24 protein-coding genes and 1 riboswitch are annotated in these 22543 nt (G+C 66.9%); of the genes, 12 read left to right on the top strand and 12 right to left on the bottom strand.

Going from position 1 to position 22543, the window contains the following annotated elements; translation table 11 throughout:
* Window positions 1–124: 124 nt before the first annotated feature.
* The 5 genes from V6W80_RS21480 (at window position 125) to V6W80_RS21500 (ending at window position 6022) form a co-directional block, all read left to right on the top strand.
* Window positions 125–772 (top strand): DedA family protein, encoded by a 648-nt coding sequence (locus V6W80_RS21480; RefSeq protein WP_017642870.1) that lies wholly within the window; start codon window positions 125–127, stop codon window positions 770–772.
* A 4-nt stretch (window positions 773–776) separates the two neighbouring features.
* Complete coding sequence (locus V6W80_RS21485) at window positions 777–1613, top strand: zinc-dependent peptidase (RefSeq protein ID WP_338545352.1); 837 nt, start codon at window positions 777–779, stop codon at window positions 1611–1613.
* A 51-nt stretch (window positions 1614–1664) separates the two neighbouring features.
* On the top strand, window positions 1665–2192 hold the full coding sequence (gene ppa / locus V6W80_RS21490) for an inorganic diphosphatase (protein WP_007161198.1): 528 nt from the start codon (window positions 1665–1667) through the stop codon (window positions 2190–2192).
* A gap of 244 nt (window positions 2193–2436) precedes the next feature.
* Complete coding sequence (locus V6W80_RS21495; RefSeq protein ID WP_338545353.1) at window positions 2437–4626, top strand: TonB-dependent receptor; 2190 nt, start codon at window positions 2437–2439, stop codon at window positions 4624–4626.
* Between the two features lie 334 nt (window positions 4627–4960).
* Window positions 4961–6022: a DUF748 domain-containing protein gene (locus tag V6W80_RS21500; RefSeq protein WP_338545354.1), complete on the top strand. Its 1062-nt coding sequence runs from the start codon at window positions 4961–4963 to the stop codon at window positions 6020–6022.
* A gap of 287 nt (window positions 6023–6309) precedes the next feature.
* Here the strand turns inward: V6W80_RS21500 and ilvA are convergent, their stop codons facing one another.
* A complete protein-coding gene (ilvA, locus tag V6W80_RS21505; RefSeq protein ID WP_338545355.1) occupies window positions 6310–7851 on the bottom strand; it encodes a threonine ammonia-lyase, biosynthetic in 1542 nt (513 codons plus the stop codon).
* Between the two features lie 263 nt (window positions 7852–8114).
* On the opposite strand from ilvA, the gene V6W80_RS21510 reads away from it, so the two are divergent.
* The 3 genes from V6W80_RS21510 to dxs all read left to right on the top strand — a co-directional run bounded on the left by V6W80_RS21510 (window position 8115) and on the right by dxs (window position 11314).
* Window positions 8115–8357, top strand: a complete 243-nt coding sequence (locus V6W80_RS21510) for an exodeoxyribonuclease VII small subunit (protein ID WP_017639518.1) — start codon at window positions 8115–8117, stop codon at window positions 8355–8357.
* Window positions 8354–9232, top strand: a complete 879-nt coding sequence (locus V6W80_RS21515; protein WP_064308489.1) for a polyprenyl synthetase family protein — start codon at window positions 8354–8356, stop codon at window positions 9230–9232. The genes V6W80_RS21510 and V6W80_RS21515 overlap by 4 nt, the downstream gene beginning before the upstream one ends.
* A gap of 150 nt (window positions 9233–9382) precedes the next feature.
* The gene (dxs, locus tag V6W80_RS21520) at window positions 9383–11314 is read left to right on the top strand and encodes a 1-deoxy-D-xylulose-5-phosphate synthase (protein ID WP_093257709.1); all 1932 of its coding nucleotides are present in this window, start codon (window positions 9383–9385) and stop codon (window positions 11312–11314) included.
* A gap of 33 nt (window positions 11315–11347) precedes the next feature.
* Here dxs and ribA read toward each other — a convergent pair whose 3' ends face one another.
* From ribA to nrdR, 10 genes are all read right to left on the bottom strand, one after another.
* Window positions 11348–11971, bottom strand: coding sequence for a GTP cyclohydrolase II (ribA, locus tag V6W80_RS21525; RefSeq protein WP_017639515.1), 624 nt, complete (start codon window positions 11969–11971; stop codon window positions 11348–11350).
* A 238-nt stretch (window positions 11972–12209) separates the two neighbouring features.
* Window positions 12210–12842 (bottom strand): retropepsin-like aspartic protease family protein, encoded by a 633-nt coding sequence (locus V6W80_RS21530; RefSeq protein ID WP_017639514.1) that lies wholly within the window; start codon window positions 12840–12842, stop codon window positions 12210–12212.
* Window positions 12843–12869: 27 nt separating this feature from the next.
* Window positions 12870–13379: a phosphatidylglycerophosphatase A family protein gene (locus V6W80_RS21535; protein ID WP_017639513.1), complete on the bottom strand. Its 510-nt coding sequence runs from the start codon at window positions 13377–13379 to the stop codon at window positions 12870–12872.
* Between the two features lie 23 nt (window positions 13380–13402).
* On the bottom strand, window positions 13403–14359 hold the full coding sequence (gene thiL / locus V6W80_RS21540) for a thiamine-phosphate kinase (protein WP_173147267.1): 957 nt from the start codon (window positions 14357–14359) through the stop codon (window positions 13403–13405).
* Window positions 14360–14373: 14 nt separating this feature from the next.
* Window positions 14374–14853: a transcription antitermination factor NusB gene (gene nusB, locus V6W80_RS21545; RefSeq protein WP_026083666.1), complete on the bottom strand. Its 480-nt coding sequence runs from the start codon at window positions 14851–14853 to the stop codon at window positions 14374–14376.
* Between the two features lie 8 nt (window positions 14854–14861).
* On the bottom strand, window positions 14862–15338 hold the full coding sequence (gene ribH, locus V6W80_RS21550) for a 6,7-dimethyl-8-ribityllumazine synthase (protein ID WP_007161209.1): 477 nt from the start codon (window positions 15336–15338) through the stop codon (window positions 14862–14864).
* Window positions 15339–15447: 109 nt separating this feature from the next.
* Window positions 15448–16485: a bifunctional 3,4-dihydroxy-2-butanone-4-phosphate synthase/GTP cyclohydrolase II gene (ribBA, locus tag V6W80_RS21555; protein WP_430707825.1), complete on the bottom strand. Its 1038-nt coding sequence runs from the start codon at window positions 16483–16485 to the stop codon at window positions 15448–15450.
* 61 nt (window positions 16486–16546) lie between these two features.
* The gene (locus V6W80_RS21560) at window positions 16547–17209 is read right to left on the bottom strand and encodes a riboflavin synthase (RefSeq protein ID WP_338545356.1); all 663 of its coding nucleotides are present in this window, start codon (window positions 17207–17209) and stop codon (window positions 16547–16549) included.
* 142 nt (window positions 17210–17351) lie between these two features.
* A riboswitch (FMN riboswitch) is annotated at window positions 17352–17510 on the bottom strand.
* A 56-nt stretch (window positions 17511–17566) separates the two neighbouring features.
* Complete coding sequence (gene ribD / locus V6W80_RS21565; protein WP_338545357.1) at window positions 17567–18691, bottom strand: bifunctional diaminohydroxyphosphoribosylaminopyrimidine deaminase/5-amino-6-(5-phosphoribosylamino)uracil reductase RibD; 1125 nt, start codon at window positions 18689–18691, stop codon at window positions 17567–17569.
* Window positions 18688–19158: a transcriptional regulator NrdR gene (gene nrdR, locus V6W80_RS21570; RefSeq protein ID WP_007161213.1), complete on the bottom strand. Its 471-nt coding sequence runs from the start codon at window positions 19156–19158 to the stop codon at window positions 18688–18690. Before nrdR ends, ribD begins: the two co-directional genes overlap by 4 nt.
* A gap of 181 nt (window positions 19159–19339) precedes the next feature.
* Between nrdR and V6W80_RS21575 the strand changes: the two genes are divergently transcribed.
* From V6W80_RS21575 to trxA, 3 genes are all read left to right on the top strand, one after another.
* Window positions 19340–19804, top strand: coding sequence for a YbaY family lipoprotein (locus V6W80_RS21575; RefSeq protein WP_017639507.1), 465 nt, complete (start codon window positions 19340–19342; stop codon window positions 19802–19804).
* Window positions 19801–20448, top strand: a complete 648-nt coding sequence (locus V6W80_RS21580) for a class I SAM-dependent methyltransferase (protein WP_338545358.1) — start codon at window positions 19801–19803, stop codon at window positions 20446–20448. The genes V6W80_RS21575 and V6W80_RS21580 overlap by 4 nt, the downstream gene beginning before the upstream one ends.
* 68 nt (window positions 20449–20516) lie before the next feature.
* Entirely contained in the window at window positions 20517–21386 is an 870-nt protein-coding gene (gene trxA, locus V6W80_RS21585; RefSeq protein WP_064308495.1) for a thioredoxin, read from the top strand.
* A 125-nt stretch (window positions 21387–21511) separates the two neighbouring features.
* On the opposite strand, the gene V6W80_RS21590 is transcribed toward trxA, so the two are convergent.
* Window positions 21512–21868, bottom strand: a complete 357-nt coding sequence (locus V6W80_RS21590; protein ID WP_017642608.1) for a hypothetical protein — start codon at window positions 21866–21868, stop codon at window positions 21512–21514.
* Between the two features lie 122 nt (window positions 21869–21990).
* Between V6W80_RS21590 and V6W80_RS21595 the strand changes: the two genes are divergently transcribed.
* Window positions 21991–22542 (top strand): ZrgA family zinc uptake protein, encoded by a 552-nt coding sequence (locus tag V6W80_RS21595; protein WP_338545359.1) that lies wholly within the window; start codon window positions 21991–21993, stop codon window positions 22540–22542.
* Window position 22543: the final 1 nt, after the last annotated feature.

The following is a 22543-nucleotide window of genomic DNA, read 5'->3' on the forward strand; positions in this document are numbered from 1 at the left end:
CCTACCGTGACCTCTGAGCGGCTGGCGTTTTTTCCCGGCGCCGATCTCGACCAGGCCACAAAACCCGGTCCCGGCTGCCTTTATAATCGCCGTCGGACCCTCGCAACCACGGTAGGCACGCTCCATGGAATTCAACCCGATCGATCTGATCCTGCACCTCGACGTCTATCTCAGCGGGTTGGTAGCCCAGTACGGTACCTGGATCTACGTCATCCTCTTCGCCGTGATCTTTTGCGAGACAGGTCTGGTGGTCATGCCCTTCCTGCCTGGCGACTCCCTGTTGTTCATCGCCGGCGCTTTATCCGCTCTGGGCGACATGGACCCCTATCTGCTGGCCGGCCTGCTGATGTTCGCTGCGGTGACGGGCGACAGCACCAATTACCTGATCGGCCGCTTCGCCGGCGACAAGCTGTTCAGCAATCCCCACTCCAAGGTGTTCCGCCGCGACTATCTGCTGCGCACCCAGGCCTTCTACGAGCACCACGGCGGCAAGACCATCACCCTGGCGCGCTTCCTGCCCATCATCCGTACCTTCGCCCCCTTCGTCGCCGGGGTCGGGCGCATGCACTACCCCTACTTTCTCGGCTACAGCGTGCTCGGCTCGCTGCTCTGGGTCGGCGGCCTGGTGAGTCTGGGCTACTTCTTCGGCAACGTGCCCTTCATCAAGCAGAACCTCACCCTGATGGTGCTGGCCATCATCGGCATCTCCCTGCTGCCGATGATCCTCGGCCTGATCAAGAGCCGGCGCGCCGCAGTCCAGAGCGGAGTCTGAGCCCTTGGGCTTCTGGCGCGCCTGGCGCGAGCGGCGCCTGCTGGAGCGGGTCGCCATCGCAGATGAACTCTGGGCGCGCCTGCGTCAGCGCCTGCCGATCCTCGATGGCCTGAGTGCCGCCGAGGACACCTGGCTACGCGAGCACTGCGTGCTGTTTCTCGCCGAGAAGCGCCTCACCCTGCTCCAGGGCCTGGAACTGGACGACGGCGACCGCCTGCTGCTGGCCGCCCAGGCCCTGCTGCCGCTGCTGCACCTGCCGGAAGCGGCGCTCTATCCCAATGTCCGCGAGATCGTCGTCTATCCCGACGCCTTCGTCAGCCCGCAACGTCACCGCGACGAGGGCGGCCTGGAACACGAGTGGGACGAGGAACGCGACGGCGAGGCCTGGGACCGCGGCCAGGTGGTGCTGGCCTGGCCCGGCATCCAGGCCAGTGGCGGCTGGGAGGCCTACAACCTGGTCATCCACGAATTCGCCCACCTCATCGACCTGCTCGCCGGTGGCCTGTGCAATGGCCAGCCGCCGCTGCACGAGGACATGCCCCAGGCTGCCTGGACCAGCGCCCTGCAAGGCGCCTATGACGACCTCAATCGCCAGCTCGACGCCGATCCGAATGCGCAGACTGTCCTCGACCCCTATGCGGCGGAAAGCCCCGAGGAATTCTTCGCCGTCGCCTGCGAGTATTTCTTCAGTGCGCCCGACCTGCTCAGCGAACACTATCCGGCCGTCTACGGACAGCTGCAGCAGCTGTTCCGCCAGGACCCGCGCAGCCGTCTCGCCGCCAGCCTGGCGAGCGTGCAACAGCCGACCCCCCCGGGGTCCGAGGCTCGAACCCCGATCTGAAAGCGCCTATACTCCCGGCCACTTTTCCCAACCGACCAGAGGGACCCGTTCATGAGCTACAGCAAGATTCCCGCCGGCAAAGACCTGCCGAACGACATCTACGTCGCCATCGAGATTCCGGCCAACCACGCGCCGATCAAATACGAGATCGACAAGGACAGCGACGCCCTCTTCGTCGACCGTTTCATGGCCACCCCCATGTTCTACCCAGCCAACTACGGCTACATCCCCAACACCCTGGCCGACGATGGCGATCCCCTGGACGTACTGGTCGTGACTCCCTACCCGGTCGCTCCCGGCGCCGTGATCCGCGCCCGTCCGGTCGGCGTGCTGCACATGACCGACGAAGCCGGCGGTGACGCCAAGCTGATCGCCGTCCCCCACGACAAGCTGAGCGTCCTGTACAAGGACGTGAAGGAATACACCGACCTGCCGGCCCTGCTGCTGGAGCAGATCAAGCACTTCTTTGAGAACTATAAGGATCTGGAGAAGGGCAAGTGGGTCAAGGTCGAAGGCTGGGGCGACGCCGACGCCGCCCGCGCCGAGATCACCAAGGCCGTGGCCGCCTACAAGGGCTGATCCACGCCGCTGTTGAAAAGCCCGGTTCGCCGGGCTTTTTTGTGCCCGCTCGCCACGTGGCCGACGGCATCCATCGCCGCTGCAGAAAAGGTTATCGCGCTAGCGTTGGTCGGCGCAAAGATGACGCTCATCCGAATTAACGATAACAGTTATCATAAACGAATAGGATCGCTTCCCACTCGTGCTCCTGTCGTCCTGGCAGCGACTTCGAGCCCCCGGCCCGTCAATACAGGATTCGCTCGTCATGGCTCGCTCGTGCTTTGCCTTCCCGTTCTCGCCCCTCGCCCTGGCCATCGCCGCCCTGAGCGCCGTCACCGGCGCGCCCGCCCTGGCGCAAACCAACGGCGATACCGTGCAACTGGACTCCACCACGGTGACTGCCACCGAGGCGCCCAAGGACGCTCCGCCGCCCGCCTACACCGGTGGCCAGGTGGCGACCGGGGGCAAGCTGGGCGTGCTGGGAAATCAGGACAACATGAGCGTGCCCTTCAGCGTCACCAGCTACACCGCCAAGCTGATCCAGGACCAGCAGGCCCAGACCATCGGCGAGGTGCTGAGCAACGACGCCTCGGTGCGCCAGTACAGCGGCTATGCCAACCAGTCGCAGAACTTCGTTATTCGTGGCTACAAGCTGACCGGCGATGACATCTCCTTCAACAACCTCTATGGCGTCATGCCGCGGCAGATCATCGCCACCGAGGCCCTGGAGCGGGTCGAGGTATTCAAGGGCCCCAACGCCTTCATCAATGGCGTGACACCTACCGGCTCCGGCATCGGCGGTGCGGTCAACCTGCAGCCCAAGCGCGCCCAGGACACCCCGACCCGCAGCTATACCGTCGACTACACCAGCGACGACCGCCTCGGCCAGCATCTCGACCTCGGCCAGCGCTTCGGTGCCGACAACCGCTTCGGCGCCCGGATCAATCTGATGCAGCGCGAGGGCGATACCGCCATCGATGACGAGAGCCAGAGATCCAAGCTGTTCGTCGCCGGACTGGATTACCGGGGCGACCGCTTTCGCCTCTCCACCGACTTCGGCTACCAGAAGCAGGTGGTCAACGGCGGACGCGACAGCCTGCTGCTCGGCAGCCGCCTGACCCGCCTGCCCCATGCCCCCTCGTCCGATACCAACTACAACGCGCCCTGGACCCGTACCCAGCTGGAAGACACCTTCGGCATGGTGCGCGGCGAGTACGACCTGAGTGACCGCTGGACCGCCTACCTCGCCATGGGCGGCAAGCACACCCGGGAGAACGGGACCTACGGCAGCGCCACCCTGAATGATGAGGCGGGCAATCTCACCATCGGCGGGTCGAAGATCCCCCACGATGACGACTCCCGCACCGTCATGACCGGCCTGAATGGCAGCCTGCAGACCGGCCCCGTCAGCCACCAGATCGCCCTGGGCGCGTCCAGTATCTGGACGGAGCAGAAGAACGCCTACGACTTCGCCTTCCCTGCGGGCGCGAGCAATCTGGACCACCCAGTAGCTGTTGCCTATCCGCGATTCGGTCAATTCATAGGGGGGGATCTGCACGATCCGAGCACCACCGGCAAGACCACCAACCAGAGCCTCGCGCTGTCCGACACTTTGGGCTTCTTCGATGATCGCCTGTTGACCACGTTGGGCGTTCGTCGCCAATCCTTACTGGTCGAAGGCTATGCCTATGGCGACGGCCCCCGTAACTCCAAGTACGACCAATCCATCACCACCCCGATCTATGGCGTCGTCTACAAGCTGACTGACGAGGTCTCGCTGTACGCCAATCGCATCGAGGGCCTGGCGCAAGGGCCGACCGCGCCTACCCGGAATGGCAGCACCCCGCTGCTGAACGCCGGCCAGGTGTTTTCGCCGGCGCGCTCCAAGCAGACCGAGGCCGGTATCAAGTACGACCAGGGTACCTTCGGAGCAACCCTGGGTGTTTACCGCATCGAACAACCAGCGGACGGCTACTCCCAAGGCAATCGCTACATTCGCGACGGTGAACAGGAAAACCGTGGCCTCGAGCTGAACGTCTTCGGCGAACCCCTGCTGGGACTGCGTCTGCTGGCGGGCGCCACCTTCATGGACACCGAGCTCAAGGGCACCCAGAACGGCAGCAACGACGGCAATCGTGCCATCGGCGTACCGCGCTTCCAGTACAACCTCGGCGCCGACTGGGATGTACCAGGCCTTGCAGGGGTGGCGCTCAACGGCCGCCTGCTGCGCACCGGCGGCCAATACGCCGATGCGGCCAACAACCTGAGCATTCCGGCCTGGACCCGCGTCGACCTTGGTGCGCGTTATCGCTTCAAAGTCGAGCAAAAAGACGTTACCCTGCGCGCCAACGTCGAGAACGTGGCCAACAAGGCCTATTGGGAATCCGCCTTTGGCGGTTACCTGACCCAGGGCGATCCGCGCACCCTCAAGGTGTCCGCCACCCTGGACTTCTGATCGACAGGCGTTCTGGCCCACCGCCAGCCGCCACGCGCCGCCTCAGCAGCGCATCCTTCATCTGCCCGGCAAGGGCAACCCGGGCGGGCCGGGCTCACCAAAAATCAGCTCAACCCGCCCTCGAAAGCCGGCCACAAGCCGGCTTTTTTGCGTCTGCCGTTCGAGTAGCTCATAACCAGGCGCAGCGGAGCGACGACCGGTACGGATGCAAGCCGCCCAGGCAGAGCCTTTCGCCCATGTCTGCGTCCTGAGTCAGCCCGCCAGGCAAACTCACGAGAAACTCAGGCCCGTTACTCAGGGTCGACCGAGGAAGAGTCCGCCCCGAGTCGCCATCATGTCCCGCCGTCTGCGTCTGCCTCTTTACTTCCTCATCGGCTTGGTCGTCCTGCTGCTGTGCCTGCACCTCGCCGCGCCGCTGTTGATCCGCCATTACCTCAACGACAAGCTGGCGGACATGGGCGACTATCGTGGCCAGATCACCGACGTGGACCTGGCCTGGTGGCGCGGCGCCTATCGCATCGAAGGGCTGGAGATCGTCAAGGTCAACGGCAAGGTGCCGGTGCCCTTTCTCAAGGCACCGGCCATCGACATCGCGGTGAGTTGGCGCTCGCTGTGGCAGGACCATGCCATCGTCGGGCGCATCGTCTTCGATCGCCCCGAACTCAACTTCGTCGACGGTGGTGCGCGCAAGGAGCAGTCGCAGACCGGTGAAGGCACCGACTGGCAGGACCAGGTGGACAAGCTGATCTCCATCACCCTCGACGAGGTGCGGGTGGTGAACGGGCGGGTGACCTTCCGCAACTTCAATTCCAAGCCCCAGGTGAATCTGGCAGCCACCGATGTCAACGCCAGCCTCTACAACCTGACCAACGCTGCCGACGCTCAGGGCGAACGCATCGCCCACTTCGAAGGCAAGGCCGCCGTCCTCGGCAGCGCGCCCCTGGAAGCCAGCGCCCGCTTCGATCCCTTCAAGGACTTCACCGACTTCGATTTCCGCCTGAGAGTCACCGACATCGACCTGCCCAAACTCAACGACTTCGCCCGCGCCTACGGCAAGTTCGATTTCCGCGCCGGCAGCGGCGACGTGGTGGTGGAGGCCAAGGCGGTGGACGGCCAGCTCAGTGGCTACGTCAAGCCGCTGATGAAGAACGTCGACATCTTCGACTGGCAGCAGGACGTCGAGAACCGCAACAAGAACGCCCTGGAGAGCGCCTGGGAAGCCGTGGTCGGCACCGCCCAGACCCTGCTCAAGAACCAGCCCCACGACCAGTTCGCCACCCGGGTGGATCTCTCAGGCAGCGTGAAGAACCAGGACATCAGTCCCCTACAGGCCTTCTTCAACATCCTGCGCAACGCCTTCGTCCAGGCCTTCAGTGCCCGGTATGACGCGGATTGACGCTCTCGTAGGTTGGCGCTGAGCACAGCGAAGCCCAACAGCTTAATTTCTGGCGTCTGGTCACCCCACCCCAGCCCTCTCTCGGAGGGAGAGGGGGATGCCTAGACTCCGTAGCGTGGAAAACCGCGCAGCGTTTTCCACGGACAGGCTCCAGTGCCCGTTACAGACAATCGCGGCCATGGGCCGCTCCTACAGGCATGGATGAACACGTAGGAGCGGCCCATGGCCGCGATCAATGCAGAGCGGCCGCATCGACGGACTGCCATGCTGCGATCCTGAAGACCCAATCACCCAATAAACAACCGATACGCCGGATTCTCGGTCTCGTCCCAATAGCGATAGCCGATGGCATCCAGGGTCGCCAACAGCTCGCCCTGCTCGGCATGACTGGCCTCCAGCGCCGCGAATACCCGCCCGTCCGCCGCGCCGTGGTTGCGGTAGTGGAACATGCTGATGTTCCAGCGGCCGCCTAGCTTTTCAAGGAAATCGAACAGCGCCCCGGGTCGCTCGGGGAATTCGAAGCGAAACACCTGCTCCTGGTCGACCCGCATGGCATGGCCACCCACGGTGTGGCGGATGTGCAGCTTGGCCAGTTCGTTGTCGGTCAGGTCCAGCACCGGAAAACCCTGGTCGCGTAGTCCCTGCAGCAAGGCCTCACGCGGATCGCGCTGGGGATGGGTCTGAACGCCGACGAAGATATGGGCTTCCTGGCCGGTGTGGTAGCGATAGTTGAATTCGGTGATCTGCCGCCGGCCCAGGGCTTCGCAGAAGGCCCGAAAGCTGCCCGGCCGCTCGGGGATGGTCACGGCGATGATGGCTTCGCGCTGCTCGCCCAGTTCGGCGCGTTCGGCCACGTGTCTCAGGCGGTCGAAGTTGATGTTGGCGCCGGAATCGATGGCCACCAGCACCTGGCCGCTACCGCCTTCGCGCTCGGCGTATTTCTTGATCCCGGCCACGCCCAGGGCGCCAGCCGGTTCGGTGATGGAGCGGGTGTCGTCGTAGATGTCCTTGATCGCCGCGCAGATCTCGTCCGAGCTGACGGTGATCACCTCGTCCACATAACGGCGGCAGACCTCGAAGGTATGGTGGCCGATCTGGGCCACGGCCACGCCATCGGCGAACAGCCCCACCCGCGGCAAGACCACCCGCTCGCCAGCGGCCATGGCCTGCTGCAGGCAGTTGGAGTCATCGGGCTCGACGCCTATGACCCGGATCTCCGGACGCAGGTATTTCACATAGGCGGCGATACCGGCGATCAGGCCACCGCCGCCCACGGGGACGAAGATGGCGTCCAGCCGGCCCGGATGCTGGCGCAGGATCTCCATGGCCACGGTGCCCTGGCCGGCGATGACGTCGGGATCGTCATAGGGCGGGACGAAGGTGTAGCCCTGCTCCTCGGCCAGGCGCAAGGCCTCGGCCAGGGCCTCGGGAAAGGCGTCGCCGTGCAGCACCACCTCGCCACCACGGGACTGCACGCCGATGACCTTGAGCTCGGGGGTGGTGCGCGGCATCACGATGATCGCCCGCACGCCCAGTTCGCGGGCCGCCAGGGCCAGGCCCTGGGCGTGGTTGCCGGCGCTGGCGGCGATCACCCCACGGGCCTTCTCTTCGGTCGAGAGACTGGCCAGCTTGGTGTAGGCGCCGCGGATCTTGAAGGAGAACACCGGTTGCAGGTCTTCGCGCTTGAGCAGCACCTGGCAGCCCAGTCGCTCGGACAGCGCCCGCGCCGGTTGCAGGGGCGTCTCGATCGCCACGTCGTAGACGGGGGCTTCGAGGATCTTGCGGGCATAGCGCTGCAAGAGATCGGTGGCGGGTTCCTGGACGGTCATGGCGGGCTCCTGGGGTGTTTCGTCGGGGCCCAGGAGTCAGAAAGTACAAACCCGCCTCTTGGGCGGGTCTGGTTGCGCAGCTAACGCTGTCCCGCCATCAGGTAATGGCGGTAATAATGCTGGGGCGTTGAGGGCTGCGCGTTTTCATGACCGCTACCCTAGGGCTTGGCCGGGCACGGCGTCAAGCGGCGCCGATGGCTGTGGCACAATGGCTGACCTGTTGCCCACTTCCCGCGACCCGATCGCCTCTGCCGAGAATCCCGATGGCCCGCAAGAAAGCTCCCGACTTCGAACAATCCCTGGCCGAATTGCAGACCCTGGTGGAACGCCTGGAAAGTGGCGAGCTGTCCCTGGAGGACTCCCTCGGCGCCTTCGAACAGGGCATCCGCCTGACCCGCGAATGCCAGGGTGCCCTGGCCCAGGCCGAGCAGAAGGTGCAGATCCTGCTGGAAAAGGATGGCGAACTCAGCGCCGCCCCCTTCGCCCCGGCCGGGGACGACGCATGATCGAGGCCTACCAGCAACGCTGCCAGACCCGCGTCGACACCGCTCTCGCCCCGCTCTTCAGCGCGCCCCGCGCCGAACTCGCCCGGCTCTATGCCGCCATGGCCTACAGCGTCATGGGTGGCGGCAAGCGGGTACGGCCGCTGCTGGTCTATGCCGCCTGCGAAGCCCTGGGTGGCGATCCAGCGCGCGCCGACCAGGCCGCCTGCGCGGTGGAGCTGATCCACGCCTATTCCCTGGTCCACGACGACCTGCCGGCCATGGACGACGACGACCTGCGCCGCGGCCGACCCACCACCCACAAGGCCTATGACGAGGCCTGCGCCATCCTCGCCGGCGACGGCCTGCAGACCCTGGCCTTCGAGACCCTGCTGGCGGCGCCCCAGGACGCCGCGGTGCGGCTGGAGATGGTCGCGGTGCTGGCCCGCGCCAGCGGTCCGGCGGGCATGGTCGGCGGTCAGGCCATCGATCTGGAATCGGTCGGCCGGCGCATCGACCAGCCGGCGCTGGAGACCATGCATTTGCACAAGACCGGCGCCCTGATCGCCGCCAGCGTGCAGCTCGGCGCCCTGGCCAGCGAAGCCGCCGGTGCCGCCGAGCGCGACGCCCTGGCCCGCTATGCCGAGGCCATCGGCCTGGCCTTCCAGGTCTGGGACGACGTGCTCGACATCGAGAGCGATACCCAGACCCTGGGCAAACGCCAGGGTGCCGACCTCGCCCGTGACAAACCGACCTACCCGGCGCTGCTCGGGCTGGACGCGGCCAAGGCCTATGCCCTGGAACTGCGCGACACCGCCCTGGCGGCCATCGAGCCCCTGGGTGAGCCGGCTGAACCCCTACGCGCCCTGGCCCGCTATATCGTGGAACGACGTAGCTAGACGCGCTTCAGCGGAAAAACTCGTAACCCGGGCCGCATTTGCCCCCGGGTCCGTTGTCACAGGGGCATAACAAGACGCCCTGCCCGCTGTTGGGATGCCACGCGGGCATCGGGTAAACTGCCTAATTCTCTGCGCAAAGTGATCAGCCAGATGCCCAAGACGTTTCACGAGATTCCCCGCCAGCGTCCCGCGACGCCCCTGCTCGACCGCATCGACTCGCCGGTGCAACTGCGCCAGCTCGGTGACGCCGAGTTGGACGCCGTCGCCGACGAACTGCGCGCCTTTCTCCTGTGGACCGTGGGCCAGACCGGCGGTCATTTCGGCGCCGGCCTGGGCGTCATCGAACTGACCGTGGCCCTGCACTACGTCTTCAACACCCCGGAAGACCGCCTGGTGTGGGACGTCGGCCACCAGGCCTATCCGCACAAGATCCTCACCGGCCGCCGCGAAGGCATGGCCAGCCTGCGCCAGAAGGACGGCCTGGCCGCCTTTCCACGGCGCAGCGAAAGCGAGTACGACACCTTTGGCGTCGGCCACTCCAGCACCTCCATCGGCGCCGCCCTGGGCATGGCCATCGCCGCCCAGTTGCAGGGCATCGAGCGCAAGTCGGTCGCGGTGATCGGCGACGGCGCCCTGACCGCGGGCATGGCCTTCGAGGCGCTCAACCATGCCTCGGACACCGGCGCCAACATGCTGGTGGTGCTCAACGACAACGACATGTCCATCTCGCGCAACGTCGGTGGCCTGTCCAACTACCTGGCGCGGCTGCTTTCCAGCCGTACCTACCAGCACCTGCGCGAAAACGGCAAGAAGGCCCTCTCCAAGCTGCCCGGTGCCTGGGAAATCGCCCGCCGTACCGAAGAGGCCGCCAAGGGCATGCTGGTGCCCGGCACCCTGTTCGAGGAGCTGGGCTGGAACTACATCGGCCCCATCGACGGCCATGACCTGCCGACCCTGGTCACCACCCTGCGCAACCTGCGCGATGCCAAGGGTCCGCAATTCCTCCATGTGATCACTCGCAAGGGCAAGGGCCTGTCCATCGCCGAGGCCGATCCCATCAGCTACCACGCCATCACCAAGCTGGAGCCGCTGGACGCCAAGCCCAAGCGCCCGGGTGCGCCCAAGTACTCCAACATCTTTGGCGACTGGCTGTGCGACATGGCCGCCGTCGATGCCAAACTGGTGGGCATCACCCCGGCGATGAAGGAAGGCTCCGACCTGATCCGCTTCGCCGAACGCTATCCCGAACGCTACTTCGACGTGGCCATCGCCGAGCAGCACGCGGTGACCCTGGCCGCCGGCCTGGCCTGCGACGGCATGAAGCCGGTGGTGGCCATCTACTCCACCTTCCTGCAACGCGGCTACGACCAGCTGATCCACGACGTGGCGGTGCAGAATCTGGATGTGCTCTTCGCCATCGACCGCGCTGGCCTGGTGGGCGAAGACGGCCCGACCCACGCGGGCAGCTTCGACCTCTCCTACCTACGCTGCATCCCTGGCATGGTGATCATGGCGCCCAGCGACGAAAACGAGCTGCGCCGCCTGCTCACCACCGGCTATCGCCACCAGGGCCCGGCCGCGGTGCGCTACCCGCGCGGCAGCGGCCCCAACGCCGCCCTCGACCCTGGCCTGGAGCCCCTGCCTATCGGTAAAGGCGTGGTGCGTCGTCAGACCAGCCTGAAGAGCGGCCCCAAGGTCGGCTTCCTGGTGTTTGGCGTGCAACTGGCCGAAGCCCTGCAGGTCGCCGAGCGCCTGGACGCCAGCGTGGCCGACATGAGATTCGTCAAGCCGCTGGACGAGGCCCTGATCCGCCAGTTCGCCGCCGACCACGACCTGCTGGTCACGGTCGAGGAAAACAGCGTCATGGGCGGCGCCGGCAGTGCGGTCAACGAATTCCTGCAGGCCAATGCCCTGGTCCAGCCCGTGCTCAACCTGGGCCTGCCGGACAGCTACATCGAACACGCCAAGCCGGCCGACATGCTGGCCGAGTGCGGCCTCGATGAAGCCGGCATCGAGCGTGCGGTACGGGCGCGCCTGGCGCTGGCGGATCTGACCCCGGCCGGTCTGCGCAAGGAAGCCTGAGCGCAACCAGCCACTGGCCAGTAAAAAGGCGCCCTAGGGCGCCTTTTCCATGTCTTCGTTCTGATGCAGATTGCCGAGCATGTGGCCGAGCTTACCGGCCTTGGTCAGCAGATAGCGGCGGTTGTGCGGATTGAGGCCTTCCTGCAGGGGCACCCGCTCGGCGACCGGAATGCCCAGCACCTCGAGCGCCTTCACCTTGCGCGGATTGTTGGTCATCAGCCGCAGCGCAGTGACGCCCAGGTGTTCGAGCATCGGCTTGCACAGGGCATAGGTGCGCTGGTCGGCGCCAAAGCCCAGGCGCTCGTTGGCTTCGACGGTATCGGCCCCGGCATCCTGCAGCTCATAGGCGCGGATCTTATTGAGCAGGCCGATGCCGCGCCCTTCCTGGCGCAGATAGAGCAGCACGCCACGCCCGGCCTCGGCGATGGCGCGCAGCGCCGCTTCCAGCTGGAAACCGCAGTCGCATCTCAGGCTGAACAGCGCATCGCCGGTCAGGCATTCGGAATGCAGTCGGCCCAGCACCGGCTCGCCATCGGCCACGTCACCGAAGGTCAGGGCGACGTGCTCCTTGCCATCGGTCTCGTCGAGGAAACCGTGCATGGTGAACAGGCCGAAGGGGGTGGGCAGTTGGGAGGCGGCGACAAAGACGACGGACACCTGCGGGCTCCTGGCGGGGAAAGACGTACATTGTAACCTTTTCCCCGGGCCCGGCGTCATCGCCAGGGGTTATGACGTCGACACGTAACGATCTATCAGAGCCTGTTCAAAATCTCGCGAGCTAGAGCCAAACAAGGCGAAAAGGGCTGAGGAAGCGGAGTTTACGAGTGGTAAATGAGCATTCCGAAGCCATTTTCAACGCGGTTTGGCCAACGCGCAGCAGATTTTGAACAGGCTCTCAGCGCGCCTGGACGTAGAAGATGCCCTGGGCCTCGCGCCAGCCCACGCGATTGAGGAAACTCATGCCCAGCAGCCCCTGGCTTGGGTAGTTGCCCTCCAGCACCATGGCCTCCACCCCGACCACCTCGACATCACCCAGGCGCACCTGCTTGAGCGTGGTGCGCCAGGCGCGGGCATGACCGCTGGCGGTTTCCACCCAGCCCGGGGTGCCGTCGCGATAGCTGATGCCCAGCTGATCGGCCTGGGCGCCACTCAGGGCGACGCTGGTGGCGCCGGTGTCCACCATCAGCGACACCGGGCGGCCGTTGACGTTGGCGGTGACCTGATAGTGGCCGTTGTTGCTGCGCGGCACGCTGAATTCGCGGCGTTGCGGAGCGCTGTAGCCGTCGCTGTATTCGCGATCGAGGGCGAAGGCCTGGGTCCGGCCGTCGATGCGCAGCAGCGCCTGCTGGGCATCCGCACTGACCAGCTCGACGTCGTCCAGGCGCTGGCCGACTTTCAGCAATTTGCGCTGGCCATTGACGTTGACCACAGCCGCGCCATTGAACAACCCCACGACCCTGACCTGGGGTTGCGCCCAGGCGAGCGAACCGACGGCCAACAACAGGCCGTACGCGCCCAGTCTTTTCACTGCCCTGCTCCTTGGGCCTGCGTCTCGTCAGCCGACGAGATGACCCCAACCGATGTGTAATCCCTGGACCACCAGCCAGGCGAGAACGCCGGCCAGTACATCGTCGACCATGATGCCGACACCGCCGCGGACATTGACATCCAGCCAGCGGATTGGCCAGGGCTTGCAGATGTCTAGTACGCGGAAGGCGACGAAACCCACCAGCAGCCAGATCAACCCCGGGGGCGCCAGCCAGAAGGTGATCCAGATGCCGACCATCTCGTCCCAGACGATGCCCTCATGGTCGTGCACCCCCAGTTCCCGGGCAACCTTGCCGCACAGCCAGCAACCGAACACGGTCAGCAGCACCAGCAGCAGCGGATAGCTCCAACCACTGAGCAGCTGCCAGAGCGGCACGAAGGGCAAGGCGATCAGCGACCCCCAGGTGCCGGGCGCCTTGGGCAGGGTGCCGGAACCCAGGCCAAAGGCCAGGAAGTGCCAGGGATCGCGCCAGACCGACAGGGGGACCGGCTGGGCGGGGGCTTGGTGTTCGCTCACGAAAGGGACTCTGCTCGAAGACGCTAGAAGTGTTGGAAACCGGTCTGCGCCAAGGTCATGGGCTGACCGTCGGCGGCGAGGACAGCAACGCCGCTGCCCGCCTCGACCCGCCCGATCACCTGCGCCTGGGGCCAGGCGACGGCCAGCGCCGGGGCCTGCTCCGGTGGCAGGGTGAAGACCAGTAGATAGTCGTCGCCGGCGCCCAGCGCCAGGCGCAGCACCTCATCGGCAGGGAAGAGTTCGGCCAGGGCCGAACTCACCGGCAGCCGCGCCGTCTCCACCACCAGGCGTACCCCGGAGGCGGCGGCGATGTGGCCGCAATCGGCCACCAGGCCGTCGGAGACGTCCTGGGCCGCCGTCGCCCTGCCCCGCAGCCAGAGGCCGAGGTCGAATTGCGGTTGGGGTGCCCAGTAGCGCGCCAGCAGGTGCCGACAGGCGTCGCCCTCCGGCGCGCGCTGGCCGAGGACGAAGGGCAAGGCCCCGCCGGCTTCACCGGGGGCGCCGCCCAGGCACAGCAGATCGCCCGGGCGGGCACCGCTGCGCAGCAGGGCTTGGCCCGCCGGAACTCGGCCGAAGACCGTGAGGGTGAGGGACAGCGGCCCGCGGGTGGTATCGCCTCCGACCAGGCGCAGCTCGCATTGCTCGGCCATCTGCGCGAGGCCTGCCGCCAGGCCTTCCAGCCAGGCGGGCTCGACGGACGGCAGGGTCAACGCCAGGGTAAAACCCAGGGGCGCGGCGCCCATGGCGGCCAGGTCGCTGGCGCTCACCGCCAGGGCGCGCTGGCCGAGGCCGAAGGCATCCGGACAGGGATCGGGGAAGTGCACCCCGGCGGTCAGGGTGTCGGTGGAGACCGCCAATTGCTCACCCGGGGCGGGTGCCAGCAGCGCGCAGTCGTCACCGATCCCCAGAGCCACGCCGGGTCCGCCGCGGGCGCAGGGCGCCGCGGCGAAATAGCGACGGATGAGTTCGAATTCACCCATGCCAGCGTGGGCGATCAGCGCTTGCCGCGCAACTCGGCGCTGCGCAGCTTGGGCGCCAGCTTGTCGAGCACGCCGTTGACGAACTTGTGGCCGTCGGTGGCGCCGAAGATCTTGGCCAGCTCGATGCCTTCGTTGATCACCACGCGATAGGGCACGTCGATGCGCTTGAGCAGCTCGTAGCAGGACAGCCGCAGCACGGCCAGTTCCACCGGGTCCACCTCGTTCATGGGGCGGTCCAGACAGGGCAGGATCAAACCGTCGATCTCACCCTTGTTGGCCGGGACGCCATGCAGGACTTCATGGAAATAGGCGCCATCGACCTTGGCGAAATCGTTGTCGACGCGAAACTGCGCCTCGATCTCGTTGATCGCCTGGCCTGCCATGTGCCACTGGTACAGGGCCTGGACCGACAGGCTGCGCGCTTCGCGGCGAGCAGCCAGTTTGCCGGTGGGGGCCTTCTTGCCTGCGGGCTTGCCGGCCGCGGGCGGAGTCAGATCGCCGCTCACTTGGCCTCCAGCTGCGCCAGCAGGCTGACCATTTCCAGAGCGGACAGGGCCGCTTCGGCACCCTTGTTGCCGGCCTTGGTGCCGGAGCGCTCGATGGCCTGCTCGATGGAGTCGACGGTGAGGACGCCAAAGGACACCGGTACGCCGAATTCCATGGAGACCTGGGCCAGACCCTTGGTGCACTCGCCGGCCACGTACTCGAAGTGGGGGGTGCCGCCACGGATCACCGCGCCGAGGGCGATGATGGCGTCGAATTCGTCGCGCTGGGCGATCTTCTGCACCGCCAGCGGGATCTCGAAGGCGCCGGGGACGCGGATGATGGTCAGGTCGTCCGGCTTGATGCCGTGACGCACCAGGGCGTCGATGGCGCCCTGCAGCAGGCTTTCGACGACGAAGCTGTTGAAGCGGCCGACCACCAGGGCGAAGCGGCCCTGGGGAGCGATGAAGGTGCCTTCAAAGGTCTTGATGTTCATGTGCGGGTCCAGTTGTCAAAGAGCCGGACGGCCGGCAGAGCCAGGCCGTCCGTGGAAATCCAGGTGAAGCGCGCCATGCCACCCGGGCGGGGCGCGCCAGGCGGAAGGGTCATTCTTCAGGAGGCAGATAGTCTACTACTTCCAGGTCGAAGCCGGATATGGCATTGAACTTCATCGGCGAGCTGAGCAGGCGCATCTGACGAATGCCCAGGTCGCGGAGGATTTGCGAACCGGCGCCGACGGTGCTGTAGGTGGACAGCGCCTTGGGTACCGGCAGCGGCTCGCGCAGATGCGCCAGCAGGTCGTCGCCCTCGATCGAGTGACCGAGCAGCAGCACCACGCCGGTGCCCTCGCGGGCCACGCGCTCCATGGCGCTGCGCAGGCTCCAGCGACCCGGCTGGTGCACCTGCAGCAGGTCGCGCAGCGGATCCATGTTGTGCACCCGCACCAGCGGCAGCTCCTGGCCGGCCAGGTCGCCACGGATCAGCGCCAGGTGGACGTCGCCCTCCACCTCGTCGCGGTAGGTCACCAGCTTGAACGGCCCGAGCTCGGTCTCCAGCTGCTGCTCGTCGATGCGCTTGACGGTGTGCTCGTGGAGCAGACGGTAGTGGATCAGATCGGCGATGGTGCCGACCTTGAGGCCATGCTGCTCGGCGAAGGCTTCGAGCTCGTCGCGCCGGGCCATGGTGCCGTCGTCGTTCATCACCTCGCAGATCACGCCGCTCTCGGCGAAACCGGCCATGCGCGCCAGGTCGCAGGCCGCCTCGGTGTGGCCGGCACGGGCCAGCACACCGCCGGGCTGGGCCATTAGCGGAAACATGTGGCCGGGACTGACCACGTCGCCGGGCTTGGCGTCCTTGGCGATGGCGGCCTGCACGGTGCGGGCGCGGTCGGCCGCGGAGATGCCGGTGCTGATGCCCTCGGCAGCCTCGATGGAGACGGTGAACTTGGTGCCGAAGCCGGAGGCGTTGCGGCTGGCCATCATCGGCAGGTTGAGGCGTTCGCAGAGACCCTTGCTCATGGGCATGCAGATCAGGCCCCGGGCATGGCGGGCCATGAAGTTGATGTGTTCGGCGGTGACGCATTCGGAGGCGATGATGATGTCGCCTTCGTTCTCGCGGTCCTCGTCGTCCATGAGGATGACCATCTTGCCCGCGCGGATGTCCTGGATGATGTCTTCAATGCTGGAAAGTGCCACGGTGTCGTCCTTAGCGCTGCAGATAGCCGTGTTCGGCGAGAAAGTGTTCGGTGACGCCGCCCTTGCTGGACTCGGCGGCCTTGTCGCCTAGTAGCAGGCGCTCCAGGTAGCGGGCCAGCAGGTCCACCTCCAGGTTCACCCGGCGCCCGGGGCGGTAGTCGGCCATGATGGTCTCGCCGAGGGTGTGGGGGACGATTGTCAGCTCGAATTCGGCGCCGTCCACCGCGTTCACCGTGAGGCTGACGCCGTCCACGGTGATCGAGCCCTTGAGGGCGATGTAGCGGGCCAGTTCGGCCGGGGCACGCAGGCGAAACTGCACGGCGCGGGCGTTATCGGCGCGGGAGACCACTTCGCCGAGGCCGTCCACGTGGCCGCTGACCAGGTGGCCGCCGAGGCGACTGGTGGGCATCAGCGCCTTTTCCAGGTTGACCCGGCTGCCGGGCTTGAGGCCGCCCAGGCTGGTGAGGCTCAGGGTTTCGCGACTGACGTCGGCCCAGAAGCCATCGCCAGGCAATTCCACGGCGGTGAGGCAGACTCCGTTGACGGCGATGCTGTCGCCGAGCTTGACGTCGGCCAGGTCGAGCTTGCCGGTGGCGACATGGAGGCGCACGTCCCCGCCCTTGGGCGTGAGGGCGCGGATCTCGCCGAGGGCTTCGATGATTCCGGTAAACATCAGCTCAGGCCTCCGAGAGGTAGAGCCAGAAAGACAGTGCAGCTAGACATCGACGAACTCCTGTTTCGGTGAAAAAACAGGGCGTACGGACAGAAGGGAAATCAGACGGACGAGGGGCTCGCACCCCTGCCAGGCGAGGCTATCCCGTTCTCTCTCATCCGGACTATGACCGTCGGCCCCGGGATCCAACCGGGTCTGCTGACCTCCCCCGCCACAGAGGACCGGGAAGCGCTCGCGGGCTCGTCCCGATTGATCGGGCGTTACCGCCGGTGGGGAATTGCACCCCGCCCTGAGAACTCGCCACCCGCAGGCGGCGCAGGTTTTGTAACACAGTTCGCCGCCAGGGGGCCAGGGGCGTCAGGTGTCGCGCCGGGGTCGGGCGATCAGGTGCAGGTCCGCGCCCACCGGCGTGGCGCTGATGATCTCCAGCTGCGGCGCCTGGGCCAGGTGCTGCAGCGGCCAGTCCAACAGCGGTCGGGCGCTGGAACCCAGGAACTTGGGTGCCAGGAACAGGTGATATTCGTCGACCAGCCCGGCCTGGGCGAAGGCACCGGCCAGGCGCGGTCCGGCCTCCACCAGGACGTCATTGACCTGCTCGCCGCCCAGGCGGGTCAGCAGGGCCGTCAGGTCGACCTGGCCCTGGGTGCCGGGTAGCGCCAGATAGTCATGACCGGCCGCCGCATAGGCGGGCGCCTCGTCCGCCATACCGGCGACCCGTGCCGCGCCGGCCTGGAAGAAGGGTGCCTCCAGCGGCACCCGGCCACGGCCGTCCACCAGCAGCCGCTGCGGCGTGCGCAGGGTGGCCAGTTCCAGTTCGTCTCCGCTCAGGCCCAGTTCGCTCGGACGCACGGTCAGGCGCGCACCATCGGCCAGCACGGTATCGGCGCCGGTGATCACCACTCCGGCCTCGGCGCGCAGCCGCTGGACGCTCTGGCGCGCCGCCGGCCCGGTGATCCACTGACTTTCGCCATTGGCCATGGCGGTGCGGCCATCCAGACTCAGGGCCAACTTGACCCGCACGAAGGGCCGCCCGGTCAGCATGCGCTGGATGAAGCCGGCGTTGAGCGCTCGCGCTTCGGCCTCCATCACCCCAGCCCGGGTGGCGATGCCAGCGGCGGCGAGCCGCTCCAGGCCGTGTCCGGCCACCAGCGGATTGGGATCGGTCATGGCCGCCACCACCTCGGCCACGCCGGCCGCGACCAGGGCGTCGGCGCAGGGCGGGGTGCGGCCATGGTGGCTGCAGGGCTCCAGCGTCACATAGGCAGTGGCGCCGCGGGCGGCCTCCCCTGCCTGGCGCAGCGCATGCACCTCGGCATGGGGGCCGCCGGCCTGGCGGTGCCAGCCCTCGCCCACCACCTGGCCGTCACGGACGATCACGCAGCCCACCCGCGGATTGGGCGCCGTGCTGTAGCGGCCGAGCGCCGCCAGCGCCAGGGCGCGGGCCATCCAGAATTCGTCGTTCATCCCGTTGGCGGCGCTCATACCGGCTGCTTGCCCGGATCCTGGGCCAGCCGCTCGATTTCGTCGCGGAATTCGGCCAGGTCCTGGAATTGCCGATAGACCGAGGCGAAGCGGATATAGGCCACCTGGTCCAGCTTGCGCAACTCGTCCATCACCAGTTCGCCCACCACCCGGGAACGGATCTCCCGTTCGCCGGTGGCGCGCAGCCGGTGCTTGATCAGGGCGATGGCCTCTTCCAGGCGCTCGACGCTGACCGGTCGCTTCTCCAGGGCGCGCTGCATGCCGGCGCGCAACTTGTCCTCGTCGAAGGGTTGGCGGGTGCCGTCCTGCTTGATCAGCCGCGGCAGCACCAGTTCGGCGGTTTCGAAGGTGGTGAAGCGTTCCTGGCAGGCCAGGCACTCACGCCGTCGGCGCACCTGCTCACCGGCCGCAACCAGCCGGGAATCCGTGACCTTGGTGTCGTGGGCGCCGCAGAAGGGACAATGCATGGAGGAGTCGACCGCCGGAAGGGAAAGCCTTCATGGTACCCGATCGCCCCCTGCCGGGAACCTCCGGGTACCGGACGAATCGACAGCCAGGAGCCGCCGGGCTATAAGAGCGCCCTGTGTTCGACGACCCCTTTCCAGCCTCCCGTGCCGCCCTCGCCGGTGGCGACCTCCGGATCCTGCCATGACCCCACGCGTCCTCCTGCCCCTGCTGTTCACCGGTCTGCTCGTGGCGTGCTCCAGCCCACCCGAAACCACGCCGCCGCAGCCCACCACCCCGGCCGACGAGCCGGTTCCGGTGGCGGGCGCTCCCACCCCGGCCAATCTGCGCGAGATCTCCGGGGTGCTGCGCAATGCCCAGGGCCTGGTCCCGGCCGGCGCCCAGGTCGAGATCGCCCTGCTGGCGGTCAACGCCAAGGGCCTGCCCCAGCGCCTGCTGGCCAGCGAGACGGTGACCGGCAAGGGCGCGCCCCTGGCCTTCCGCCTGCCCTTCAATCCCGAGATCTTTCCCACCCGCCCGGATCTCAAGGTGGAATTCCACGCCCGCCTGATCCAGGCCGGGCAACTGGCCAGCTACCTGCCACCGGTCGGTGTGGGCGGGCCGACCACGCAGAATCTCGGTGAACTGGTGCTGAACCAGACCCCGTGACGCCCCCTGGAGATCTCGCCGTCGCCCTGACGGCCCTGCTGGGCGACGCCCGCCTCACCTTGCAGGCATTGCCAAATAGCGACCTATCGCTATGGCTGATCGATCCGGCCAACATGACGCGCGCCTTTTCCCCGGCGGAAACCCAGCGCCTGCTGGAGGCACCGCCCTACTGGGCCTTCTGCTGGGCCAGCGGTCTGGCCCTGGCGCGCTGGATCGTCGCCCATCCCGAGCACGTCGCCGGGCGCCAAGTGCTGGATTTCGGCAGCGGCTCGGGCATCGCCGGACTCGCCGCCGCCCGGGCCGGCGCGGCACGAGTGGTCTGCTGCGATCTCGACCCGCTGGCATTGAAAGCCTGCCGTGCCAATGCCCAGGCCAACGCCGTGCAGATCGAGACGCTGGACGATCTGCACGCCAGCACCGAGCGCTTCGATCTCATCCTGGCCGCCGATGTGCTCTACGACCGTGCCAACCTGCCGCTACTAGCGCTCCTGCAGACGCGTGCAGAACGGATCCTGCTGGCCGACTCGCGGGTGCGCGACCTGGCCCACCCCGGCTTCACCCGCATCACCGAACTCCAGGCCTGCACCCTGCCGGATCTGGCCGAGCCGGAGGAATTCCGCCGCGTGGCGCTCTACCAGGGCTGAGCCGAGCCTCCTTGTTTCCAAGCCCGGCGCCCCCACCTATAGTGCATCTTTCGTCTGCCGAGTCCGCCATGAGCCAGGTCCCCTACATTTTCGACGCTACCCTCGACACCTTCCAGCAACAGGTCATCGACGCCTCCTTCAGCACCCCGGTCCTGGTGGACTTCTGGGCCGAGTGGTGCGCGCCCTGTAAGGTACTGATGCCGCTGCTGGCCAAGATCACCGAGTCCTATGGCGGCGCCCTGCACCTGGCCAAGGTCAACTGCGACATCGAGCAGGAACTGGTGATGAGATTCGGCATCCGCAGCCTGCCCACCGTGGTGCTGTTCAAGGATGGCCAACCGGTGGATGGCTTCGCCGGCGCCCAGCCGGAGTCGGCCATTCGCACCCTGCTCGAACCCCATGTCCAGGCCCTGCCACCAGCCGAGGAAGATCCGCTGGACGCCGCCCAGGCGCTGTTCGCCGAGGGGCGTTTCGCCGAGGCCGAAGCCCTGCTCAAGGCCCTGCTGGAAGAAGACAACAGCGACGCCCTGGCGCTGATCCTCTATGCCCGCTGCCTGGCCGAGCGCGGTGAACTGGACGATGCCCAGGCGGTGCTGGACGCGGTCAAGGGTGACGAACACAAGCAGGCCCTGGCCGGCGCCCGTGCCCAGCTGACCTTCCTGCGCCAGGCCGCCAGCCTGCCCGAGGTCGCCGACCTCAAGAGCCGCCTGGCGCGCGATGCTGGCGACGACGAAGCCGCCTACCAGCTGGCCGTACAGCAACTGGCCCGCCAGCAATATGAACCGGCTCTGGATGGCCTGCTGGACCTGTTCCGCCGCAACCGCGGCTATGGCGACGACCTGCCGCGCAAGACCCTGGTGCAGGTCTTCGATCTGCTGGGCAACGACCACCCGCTGGTCGCCACCTATCGCCGCCGCCTGTACCAGGCGCTGTACTAGGCGCCTGTCGGCCCAGGCTGCATCACGCCTAATGCAGCCTTATCCACAGCCAGCGCCATCGTGATGCTGTGGACGGCCTGTAGCGTGGAAAACCGCCCAACGTTTTCCACCAACCTGCCCCAGCCTCATCCCTGCCAGATATAGAACTGCGCCTCGCCCACCCGCTCCATGCGCACCTGGGGGCTGTGCCTCAGCCGGACCAGCAGCTGCTTGGCCACGCCCAGATTGCCGGTCAGCTTTTCCAGGGCCACGAGGATGTCCGGTCCGCTGAGCCGCCCAGCCTGGCTGAGCAGTTTCACCACCTGGTCCCAGAGCATGTCGCCGCCCGACTTGGGCCCGCTGGGGGCGGCGACCACCGCCGCAGCAGGCAGGGACGCCGCCGTAGGCTGCAGGGCTGCGGCCAGGCGCTGCCAGTCGGCCTCGTCCAGTTCCACCGTGAGATCCACGGGCTGGCTGCCGATGGTTCCGCGAATGCGTACCATGGTGTTCTCCTCGTCGTGCAGAGGCCCATGCTCCCACAGCCACCGGCCGACGCCAAACCAAGGTTGCAGCGCGGAAAAGCAACAACATAACATAGCGCCTCTCCGTCCACTGGAAGCCCACCATGCGCCTGCCTCTGCTGACCCTTTGCCTTGCTGCCGCGCTCGCCCAACCGGCCTTTGCCCATGGCACCCACGACGACCATGACGAACACGCGCATGGCGCCCTGGGTGCCCATGTGCACGGTGAATCCCACCTCGACCTGGCGCAGACCGATACCGGCCTGGAATTGCAGTGGCGCAGTCCGGCGGCCGATCTGCTGGGCTTCGAACATGCAGCGCGTAATCAGCAGGAACAGGCTGCCGTCGCCGCGCTGCGACAGAGCCTGGAAAATCCCCAGGCGCTGGTGAAGCTACCCGCGGCGGCCGATTGCCGGCTCACCGAAGCCAGCGCCATCAGTCCGCTGTTCGCCAAGGACGCCAGCGCCAGCGGCCATCTCGACGTGGAGGCCAGCATGAGCTTCAGCTGCAACAAGCCGGGTGCGCTCGACAGCCTGGACCTCTCCGGCTGGTTCGCCCGCTTTCCCAACAGTCACAGTGTCGAAGTGCAGGCCATCGTCGCCAGCGGCCAGCAGGGCGCCGAGCTGACGGCTCAGCAACCGCGACTGAAGTGGTAGG

This window comes from Pseudomonas benzopyrenica, assembly GCF_036884265.1.
Lineage (GTDB): Bacteria > Pseudomonadota > Gammaproteobacteria > Pseudomonadales > Pseudomonadaceae > Chryseomonas > Chryseomonas benzopyrenica.

Bases quoted from the DNA above. Each gene is read 5' to 3' on its own strand.
- V6W80_RS21510 (WP_017639518.1), top strand. From the start codon at position 8,115: ATGGCCCGCAAGAAAGCTCCCGACTTCGAACAATCCCTGGCCGAATTG.
- V6W80_RS21560 (WP_338545356.1), bottom strand. From the start codon at position 17,209: ATGTTTACCGGAATCATCGAAGCCCTCGGCGAGATCCGCGCCCTCACG.
- ppa (WP_007161198.1), top strand. From the start codon at position 1,665: ATGAGCTACAGCAAGATTCCCGCCGGCAAAGACCTGCCGAACGACATC.
- ilvA (WP_338545355.1), bottom strand. From the start codon at position 7,851: ATGACCGTCCAGGAACCCGCCACCGATCTCTTGCAGCGCTATGCCCGC.
- dxs (WP_093257709.1), top strand. From the start codon at position 9,383: ATGCCCAAGACGTTTCACGAGATTCCCCGCCAGCGTCCCGCGACGCCC.
- thiL (WP_173147267.1), bottom strand. From the start codon at position 14,359: ATGGGTGAATTCGAACTCATCCGTCGCTATTTCGCCGCGGCGCCCTGC.
- V6W80_RS21480 (WP_017642870.1), top strand. From the start codon at position 125: ATGGAATTCAACCCGATCGATCTGATCCTGCACCTCGACGTCTATCTC.
- nrdR (WP_007161213.1), bottom strand. From the start codon at position 19,158: ATGCATTGTCCCTTCTGCGGCGCCCACGACACCAAGGTCACGGATTCC.
- V6W80_RS21575 (WP_017639507.1), top strand. From the start codon at position 19,340: ATGACCCCACGCGTCCTCCTGCCCCTGCTGTTCACCGGTCTGCTCGTG.
- V6W80_RS21595 (WP_338545359.1), top strand. From the start codon at position 21,991: ATGCGCCTGCCTCTGCTGACCCTTTGCCTTGCTGCCGCGCTCGCCCAA.
- ribH (WP_007161209.1), bottom strand. From the start codon at position 15,338: ATGAACATCAAGACCTTTGAAGGCACCTTCATCGCTCCCCAGGGCCGC.
- V6W80_RS21495 (WP_338545353.1), top strand. From the start codon at position 2,437: ATGGCTCGCTCGTGCTTTGCCTTCCCGTTCTCGCCCCTCGCCCTGGCC.
- V6W80_RS21515 (WP_064308489.1), top strand. From the start codon at position 8,354: ATGATCGAGGCCTACCAGCAACGCTGCCAGACCCGCGTCGACACCGCT.
- V6W80_RS21590 (WP_017642608.1), bottom strand. From the start codon at position 21,868: ATGGTACGCATTCGCGGAACCATCGGCAGCCAGCCCGTGGATCTCACG.
- ribD (WP_338545357.1), bottom strand. From the start codon at position 18,691: ATGAGCGCCGCCAACGGGATGAACGACGAATTCTGGATGGCCCGCGCC.
- trxA (WP_064308495.1), top strand. From the start codon at position 20,517: ATGAGCCAGGTCCCCTACATTTTCGACGCTACCCTCGACACCTTCCAG.
- ribBA (WP_430707825.1), bottom strand. From the start codon at position 16,485: ATGGTCATCCTCATGGACGACGAGGACCGCGAGAACGAAGGCGACATC.
- V6W80_RS21500 (WP_338545354.1), top strand. From the start codon at position 4,961: ATGTCCCGCCGTCTGCGTCTGCCTCTTTACTTCCTCATCGGCTTGGTC.